This is a genomic window from Streptomyces sp. NH27, assembly GCF_056859195.1.
The window spans coordinates 1-7,884 of sequence record NZ_JACEGK010000376.1 but is presented as its reverse complement, the minus strand read 5'-3'; the positions used below and the strand labels follow the sequence as shown (position 1 = coordinate 7,884).

General features: G+C 73.4%; 6 protein-coding genes. 1 reads left to right on the top strand and 5 read right to left on the bottom strand.

Features of this window, described 5'->3' with window-relative positions; translation table 11 throughout:
- Positions 1-189: 189 nt before the first annotated feature.
- On the bottom strand, positions 190-1,707 hold the full coding sequence (locus tag AC13HU_RS26305; protein WP_483044434.1) for a carotenoid oxygenase family protein: 1,518 nt from the start codon (positions 1,705-1,707) through the stop codon (positions 190-192).
- A 324-nt stretch (positions 1,708-2,031) separates the two neighbouring features.
- Between AC13HU_RS26305 and AC13HU_RS26300 the strand changes: the two genes are divergently transcribed.
- Positions 2,032-3,024, top strand: coding sequence for a L,D-transpeptidase (locus tag AC13HU_RS26300; protein WP_483044433.1), 993 nt, complete (start codon positions 2,032-2,034; stop codon positions 3,022-3,024).
- Positions 3,025-3,183: 159 nt separating this feature from the next.
- Here AC13HU_RS26300 and AC13HU_RS26295 read toward each other — a convergent pair whose 3' ends face one another.
- The 4 genes from AC13HU_RS26295 to AC13HU_RS26280 all read right to left on the bottom strand — a co-directional run bounded on the left by AC13HU_RS26295 (position 3,184) and on the right by AC13HU_RS26280 (position 7,783).
- Entirely contained in the window at positions 3,184-5,169 is a 1,986-nt protein-coding gene (locus tag AC13HU_RS26295) for a putative PEP-binding protein (RefSeq protein WP_483044432.1), read from the bottom strand.
- Positions 5,166-5,837: a dihydroxyacetone kinase subunit DhaL gene (gene dhaL, locus AC13HU_RS26290; RefSeq protein WP_483044431.1), complete on the bottom strand. Its 672-nt coding sequence runs from the start codon at positions 5,835-5,837 to the stop codon at positions 5,166-5,168. Before dhaL ends, AC13HU_RS26295 begins: the two co-directional genes overlap by 4 nt.
- Positions 5,838-5,996: 159 nt before the next feature.
- Entirely contained in the window at positions 5,997-6,998 is a 1,002-nt protein-coding gene (dhaK, locus tag AC13HU_RS26285; protein ID WP_483044430.1) for a dihydroxyacetone kinase subunit DhaK, read from the bottom strand.
- Entirely contained in the window at positions 6,995-7,783 is a 789-nt protein-coding gene (locus tag AC13HU_RS26280) for an MIP/aquaporin family protein (protein WP_483044429.1), read from the bottom strand. The genes dhaK and AC13HU_RS26280 overlap by 4 nt, the downstream gene beginning before the upstream one ends.
- Positions 7,784-7,884: the final 101 nt, after the last annotated feature.

The window sequence follows — 7,884 nt, the reverse complement described above, 5'->3', positions numbered from 1 at the left end:
GGACTCACCCGCGAGCGAGGCGGTGTTCGTGCCGGCCGAGGGGGGTGGCGCCCGCGCCGAGGACGACGGGTACCTCGACCCCGACGGCACGTTCCCCCTCCCCTTCCGCTCCATGTGCTGGCGGACCGACCGTGTCCCCTCGGACCGGCCGTCCGCGTGAGCCCGTCCGCGTGAGCTCGCCCGTCCGCGTCACGCCGGGACCCAACTTCCGTGGAAGCCGAGGGGAACCGGCCCAGGCAGATGGATACGGGCCAGCGGCGCCCCGCTGAAGTCCTGCGCGGCGAGGATCACCAGATCCGCGGCCCCCCGCAGGGGATCGTGCACGTAGGCGAGGGCGTACCCGTCGTCCTCGGCGCGGGCGCCACCCCCCTCGGCCGGCACGAACACCGCCTCGCTCGCGGGTGAGTCCTTCGGGAAACGGTGCACCTCGGTACTCCCGCGCAACAGGTCGTGCTTGAGCAGCGCGTTGCCGAACACGCGGTCGGGCGCGACCCCGTCGACCGTCTCGTACGCACGCCACATCTCCCCGGCCGTGGCGGCGTACCCGTAGCGGTGCCGGCGGGAGACGAGTGACTCGCGGACCCGGGGGAACTCCTGCGGCCGGTCGTCGATCCGCCGTAAGCGCAACCGCCCGTGCCCGAGGTCGATCGTCCAGCGGTCGAGGCGGGGCGTGCCGAGGGCCGAGGGCCCGTCGCAGCCGCGCCCGGCCGCGAAGAAGGGGGTCGGGAAGCTGGTGAAGTCGACGGTGACGGTGGTCCCGTCGTCGTAGGCGTTGAGCGTGTGCGAGTAGTACGTGGACGGGTCGGTCTCGAACCAGCGGATCGGCCCGCCGGCGCGCGGCAGCACTCCGACCCGGGCCGGATGCCTGTCGTTCCACTTGTACGGCACCAGCGCGCCGGCCTGCGCGGCGGCGGCGTCGAACGTCACCGGGGTGTCGAACACCACCACATAGCGCTCGGTCAGCGCGAAGTCGTGCATCATCGGGCTGTCCGCGACCGGGATGCGGGTGGTGCGCGCCACCCGCCCGGTGTGGTCGATGACCAGGTGCCGGACGTGGTCCCAGGTCGGGTAGTACGTGATCGCGTGCAGTTCGTCGGCCTGTTCGTCGTACTTGGTGTGGGCGGTGAACGCGCCGCTGAGCGTCCCGCCGAAGTCGTACGGCCCGAGGGTGTCCAGTTCCTCGCCGAGTTCGTACGGCGTCGGGCCGCTCTCCTGGAGGCTCATCACCCGGCCCTTGTACGGGATGACGTGGGTGTTGTTGGCGAAGTCGTCGTCGGGGGCCTGCCACGGGTAGGGCTCGCCGAGCTTCGCGGCGACGGCTGCCGACCTGACCCAGCGGTTGCGGTACCACTCGGCGCGGCCGTCGCGCAGCCGCACGCCGTGCACCATGCCCTCGCCGAGCATCCAGTGGTGGGCGCGCGGGTCCTCAAGTCCCAGCACGTTGGGACCGGTTCGCAGGTAGCGGCCGTCCAGCTCGCGCGGGATGCGGCCGGTGACCGGCAGGTCGAAGGCGGTCACCTCCTCGGTGGCCGGGGCGAACGCGCCGTGCAGGAAGGGGTAGGGATCGCGACGCCCGGCGCGCGACGCCGCCTGAGCCCGCTGGGGTCCGGGCAGCCCGGGCAGACCCGGTGCGCCGAACGTGGTGACGCCGCCGAGCGCCACCGCGCCCGAACCCCGCAGCACATTCCGTCGTGTGAGATCCGTCATGATCCGAACTCCCCGTCGCAGCCGTTCCGAAAGGGGCACCGCACCGCGCGGCGCCCACTACGACTGTGCCGTCCGCGGGCCTCTGACCTCACTACTGTCACCTTGCCAACCGTGGTGGGGCCAGCATGCCCATGCTGGCCCCACCGTCCGTCCCTCCCGCACCGGCAGCACCGTGCGTGAGCATGGCGGCCATCTCGTCACGTTCCGGGGTCGGTTCGAAAGCTTGGCACCCGCTTTACCAGCCGCCGGAACCACGATGATCTCCGCGGAGTCTTAAGTTTGGTAGTCGCAGCCGATGCAGTGATATGAGCGGAGTACAGGTACATGGGCCGGGTCAGGACCAGCATGGGGATCGCACTGGTGGCAGGTGCGGTGCTCGCGGGCACGAGCGCGTGCGGCGGGAATTCGTCCGCTTCGACACCGCCGAAGGACGACGCGAAGTCGTCGTCACAATCGGCGGTGACCGCGAGCCCGAAGCCGACCACGCCGAAGCCGCTGGGTCCGCCGATGCTGCTCGACACGATAGCGCCGCAGACGGGCACCACCGTCGGTGTGGCGATGCCGATCTCCGTGGTGTTCAGCAACCCGGTGGCGACCTCGGCGCGGGCCGGCGTCGAGAAGGCGATGAAGATATCGACGTCGGTGCCGACCACCGGCGCCTGGCACTGGTTCAGCAGCACCCGGGCGGACTTCCGCCCGCAGGACTACTGGAAGCCGGGCACCAAGGTCACCATCGACGCGCAGCTGAACAACGTGCCGAACGGCAACGGGCGTTACGGCACCCACAGTTACAGCCACTCCTTCACCATCGGCGACGACAACCGTGCCAGCGTGTCGGTCACCGGCCACAGCATGAAGGTGACGCACGACGGCACCGTGGTGAAGACGCTGCCGATCGACGCCGGCAGCCCGTCGTTCCCGTCGTGGGACGGCACCATGGCCGTCATCGACAAGCAGAAAGAGGTCCGGATGACCTCCTGCAGCGTCGGCATCAGCTGCAACAAGTCCAGCCCGGACTTCTACGACCTGACCCTGCCGTGGGATGTGCACCTGACCACCTCGGGCACGTATGTGCACTACTCCACCGGCGACCCGTACCCCGGGCACAGCTACGGCTCGCACGGCTGCGTGCACCTGTCGCTCGCGGACGCGAAGTGGTTCTACGACTTCGTCAAGCAGGGCGACCCGATCACCATCACCGGTTCGCCGCGCGGCAATGCCGCCGGTGACAACGGCTACGCGGACTTCAACCTGAGCTGGTCGACCTGGCTCAAGGACAGCGGCGAGGGCCAGATCACGACCAACCCGGCTGCCTGACAACGCCGGGTTCGTGGAGGGGGCGGGCGCACCGGTACTTCAGGTGAGCCCGCCCCTGTTCATGTCCGCGGGCGGCTGGACCCGCGGCCGGTCGTGCCAGCCGCCGATGGTGCCCGCCGCCGGATGCGCACTGACCGGTCAACGGGGTTGCTGTGGCGGTCAGTCGGGCGACGGGGGCAGCCGGCAGCGGACCAGGTGGTGGACCTGGCCCACGGTCCGCAGCGCCAGCGCCTCGGTGGCGGTCTCCCGGCAGGCGGCCCGGTCGAGCCGGCGGACCGCGGCCCGCACCTCGTCGAGCGCGGCCGGGGCCACCGAGAGGGTGTCGCAGCCGAGCCCGACCAGCAGTGGCAGCACCAGCGGGTGGGCGGCGGCGTCACCGCAGACGGACACCGGCCGCCGGTGGGTGCGGGCGGCCGCGACCACCGCGGCGATCGCGCGCAATACCGCGGGGTGGGCCGTCGACGCCGGTCCCGCGGCCGGGTCCCGGCGGTCCAGTTCGAGCAGTTGGCAGGTCAGGTCGTTGGTGCCCAGCGACAGGAACGCGGCCTCCCGGGCCAGCTCGTCGATCCCCCGCACGGCTTCCGGCAGCTCCACCATGATCCCCAACGGGGGTGCGGGCAGGTCGAGTTCCGCGACTGCCCGGTCCAGCAGCGTACGGCAGGACCGCAGTTCGGCGACGTCCGCGACCATCGGGATCATGATCCGCAGTTCGGTGTGCGCACCGGCTGCCGCCGCCAGCAGCGCGGTGAACTGCTCGCCGAACGCGTCGGGTTGGGCCAGCATCAACGGCAGCCCGCGGCCGAGCCGGCTGCCGGCGGGCCGGCCCGCGGACAGGAACGGCGGCAGTTTGTCGTCGGCGAAGTCCAGCGTCCTGACGGTGGCGATCCGCCCGGCCAGCGGGGCGAGTACCGGCCCGAGGGCGATGGTGTGCCGGGCGCGGGAGGGCCAGCGCACCGCGTCGAGGAAGGGCAGTTCGGTACGGAGCAGGCCGACGCCGTCCGCGCCTGCCAGCAACCCGGCGCGCACGTCGGCGGGCGTGGCCACGTTGGCCCGCAGGGTGACCGGGTGGCCGTCGACGGTCCGGGCCGGCAGGTGCCGCTCGGCGGCGAGCCGGGCCCGCCGCTCCCGTACGGCCGCGATCGCGGCGAGCGCCGTCTCGCGTTCCTCCGCCGCGGGGTGGACGACGGCCGCGGCGCCGTCGACCAGGGTCTCCACCCCGTCGGGCAGGTCGAGCACCACCGGGTCGACGCCGAGCAGCAGCGGGATGCCCAACGAGCGGGCCACGATGGCGGCATGCGAGTTCGGCCCGCCCGTCACCGACAGCGCGGCCGTCACCGTACGGCCCGGCTCCAGCAGGTCGGCGGCACCGATCTCGCGGGCGGCCAGCACCACCGGCCGGTCGGGCGGGGGCTCCTGGACGCCGTGCAACACCGCCAGCACCCGGCGGCCCACCTGCCGGACGTCCGCGGCCCGTTCGGCGAGCACCGGGTCGCCGAGCGCGGCGATGGCCCGTGCCTGCGCGTCGACCGCCTCGTGCACCGCGTCCGCCGCGTCCGCTCCCTCGGCGACCAACCGCAGGGTGTGCTGCCGCAGATCGGGATCGCGCGCGATGAGACCGCCGATCTCGATGATGTCGGCCTGCTCGTCGTCGCCCCGCGCACGCAACCCGTCGGCCACGGCATGCAGACGGTCGGCAGCCGTGTCGAAGGCAGCGGCGACCAGCCCCCCGGCGCACGAGGGTTCCCCGGCGAGGCGAGCCGGCCCGGCGAACTCGACACCGTAACTCGCCTCGTGACGGCATGACTTGGCGCCCTCGCCGGCGACCGCCCCGCCGGGGTCGGCCGCGGTGCGAACGCCGGACGCGGACTCAACTCCCCCATCAGCGGCGGCACTCCCGCAACGGCACCCACCGCGGGAGTCGCCCGCCACGCCTTCGGGAGCAGGCCCGGACCCCACGCGCTCGGCGGAACCCGCCCCGCCGAGACCGGACTCCGCGCCCGCGCCTGTCCCGGTACCCGCACCCTCACCGGCTGATCGGCGAGGGACGCGGGCAGGGCTGGTGAAGGGGCGGTCGGTGCGGTGGAGTTCGCCGAGGGCGGTGCCGGGTGAGGCGGGCTGTCCCGGGTAGCACAGGCGGGTACTCATGCTGCCGCCTTGGCCGCGGCGGCGGTATCCGCGAGGGCGCGGAAGATCAGCGCGGTGGAGGTGGCGCCGGGGTCCTGGTGGCCGACGCTGCGCGGGCCGAGGTAGGAGGCCCGCCCCTTCCTGGCCTGCATGGGGGTGGTGGCCCGCATCCCCTCCTCGGCGGCGTCGGCCGCGGCGGCCGACGCGTCCGCCAGGTCACCGCCTGCCGCGGCGGACGCGCGGAACGCCGCAAGTGCGGGCGCATACGCGTCGATCATCGTCTTGTCGCCCTCGGCGGCGGCGCCGAGCCGCCGCACCCCGGCCAGTCCCGCGGCGAGCGCGTCGGCCACCCGCTCGGGACCGGCCGGCCCGGCCGCTGCGGCGTCTGCTTCCGGCGTGTCGGGCCCGTCCAGCGCCTTGCCGAGGGAGCGGAAGGCGCTTCCGTACAGTGGCCCGGACGCGCCGCCGACCACGGAGATCAGCAGCGAACCGGTCTTGACGAGTATCAGCCCGGGGGTCGACGCGTCGTACTCGGGCAGGGCGGCGGCGACCGCCGCGAAACCCCGGTGCATGTTGGCGCCGTGGTCGGCGTCGCCGATGGCGGAATCCAGTTGGGTCAGCCGGTCCTTGTGCGTGTCCATGGCCGCGGCGATGGCCTGCACCCAAGCGCGGGCGAGGGCGGTGTCCACGGGCTCTCCGTTCGTCAGTGCGGTGTCGTGCTTGCGGTGCGGTGCTCACGGCCGCGGTGCCGGCCCACCAGGGCGGACCAGCGGGGGTGAGTACGTTCAGGAGCAGGGCGGCTTCGCGGGTGCGGGCCGATCACGGTGCGGGGCCGGGCCGTTCACCGGTCAGACGCCCCAGCGCAGCGCGGCCGTGTGCACGGGGGCGTGCCACAGGTCGAGCAGGTCGGGCGTGGTCTTGCAGACGGTGATCGACGCACCGGCCATGTCGAGGCTGGTGACGTAGTTCCCGACCAGGTTCCCGGCGATCCGCACACCGCGCGCGGCCAGCAGCGCGGCGACCTCGCGGTAGACGACGTACAGCTCCATCAGCGGGGTGCCACCGAGGCCGTTGACCATGACGAGCACCTGGTCGCCGGTGGCGAGTGGCTGGTCGGTGAGGATGGCGGCCAGCATGTCGGCGACGATCTCCCGTGCCGGGCGCAGCTTTTCGCGGCGGCGGCCGGGCTCGCCGTGGATGCCGACGCCGACCTCGATCTCGTCGTCGGGCAGTTCGAATCCTGGCTTGCCTGCGGCCGGCGCGGTGCAGGCGGTGAGGGCTACGGCGAAGGAGCGGGTGGCGGCGTTGACCCGGCGGGCGGTGTCGGCGACCTCGGCGAGCGGGGCGCCGCGTTCGGCGAGCGCGCCGGCGATCTTCTCCACGAAGACGGTGCCGCCGGTGCCGCGGCGGCCGGCGGTCCAGGTGGAGTCCTGCACGGCGACGTCGTCGTCGACCAGCACCGATGCGACGGACAGGCCGTCCTCCGCGGCGAGTTCGGCGGCCATCTCGAAGTTCAGCACGTCGCCGGTGTAGTTCTTCACCACGAACAGGGTGCCCGCGCCGGCGTCGACGGCCTTGGCGGCGGCGACCATCTGGTCGGGCACGGGCGAGGTGAACACCTCGCCGGGACAGGCCGCGTCGAGCATGCCGGTGCCCACGAACCCGCTGTGCAGCGGCTCGTGGCCGCAGCCGCCGCCGGAGACCAGCGCGACCTTGCCGGGTCTGCGGGCGGCGGCCCGGGTGATGACACGGTTGACGGCGTCGACGGTCAGGAGGCCGGGGTGGGCGGCCGCGATACCGGCGAGGGCATCGTCGAGCACGGTCTCGGGCGCGTTGATCAGCTTCTTCACGACAGGGCTCCTTCGGGGGCGGGCGCCGGCGCTGTCCTGCCGGCGGTGCCCGCGGTACGGGCGGCGGAAGTACGGCGGGTGGCGAGCGCGGTGTGGACGAGGCCGGCGAGCAGCGCGCCGACCGCCTCGGCGACGACGTAGACCGGCAGTTGGGCCCAGTGCACGTTGCCGTCGTAGAGCGCGCCGACGGCCATCGGGCCGAACGCGCGGGCGGGGTTGACGGCCGCGCCGGTGGCCGGGCCGATCGGGATGATCACCGCGAACACCGCCAGGCCGATGGCGAGTCCGGCGAAGCCGCCGGGCGCGCGCCGGTCGATCGCGCCGAAGACCACGAAGACCAGGATGAACGTGCCGATCGCCTCGGCGGCGAAGGCGTGCCCGGCACCGGTCGGCGAGGCGTAGGAGGCGATGCCGAGTCCGGCGCCGACGGCTCTGCGGCCGAGCACGGCGACGATGGCGAGCGCGCCGAGCAGCGCGCCGGCCGTCTGCGCGGCGAGGTAGCCGGGGACGTCGCGCCAGGGCATCCGGCGGGTGGCGGCCAGCGCGAGGGTGACCGCGGGGTTGATCTGGCAGCCGGATATGTGGCCGATCGCGTACACCATCGCGATCACGACCATCGCGAACGCGAAGGCGATCACGCCGAGTTCGGCCATCGTGAAGGGGGCGGCGGCGCCGAGCAGGGTCGTGGCGGGCACCGAGCCGACGCCGACGAACACCAGCATCGCGGTGCCCAGCAGCTCGGCGAGCAGTTTTTGGGGGTAGGTCGGGTCTGCGTTGTCTTCCATCCTGAGCGCCCGGCAGCCGGTGGCGGTCGCGGGCTCTCACCTCCGGCGCGGGGGGGCGGGTGGTGTGGGCATGGCGGGGGCGAAGCGTGCGGGGGGAGCGG

Excerpts from the sequence above, each read along its gene's own strand:
- AC13HU_RS26280 (WP_483044429.1), bottom strand. The coding sequence starts at position 7,783 with ATGGAAGACAACGCAGACCCGACCTACCCCCAAAAACTGCTCGCCGAG.
- AC13HU_RS26305 (WP_483044434.1), bottom strand. The coding sequence starts at position 1,707 with ATGACGGATCTCACACGACGGAATGTGCTGCGGGGTTCGGGCGCGGTG.
- AC13HU_RS26300 (WP_483044433.1), top strand. The coding sequence starts at position 2,032 with ATGGGCCGGGTCAGGACCAGCATGGGGATCGCACTGGTGGCAGGTGCG.
- AC13HU_RS26295 (WP_483044432.1), bottom strand. The coding sequence starts at position 5,169 with ATGAGTACCCGCCTGTGCTACCCGGGACAGCCCGCCTCACCCGGCACC.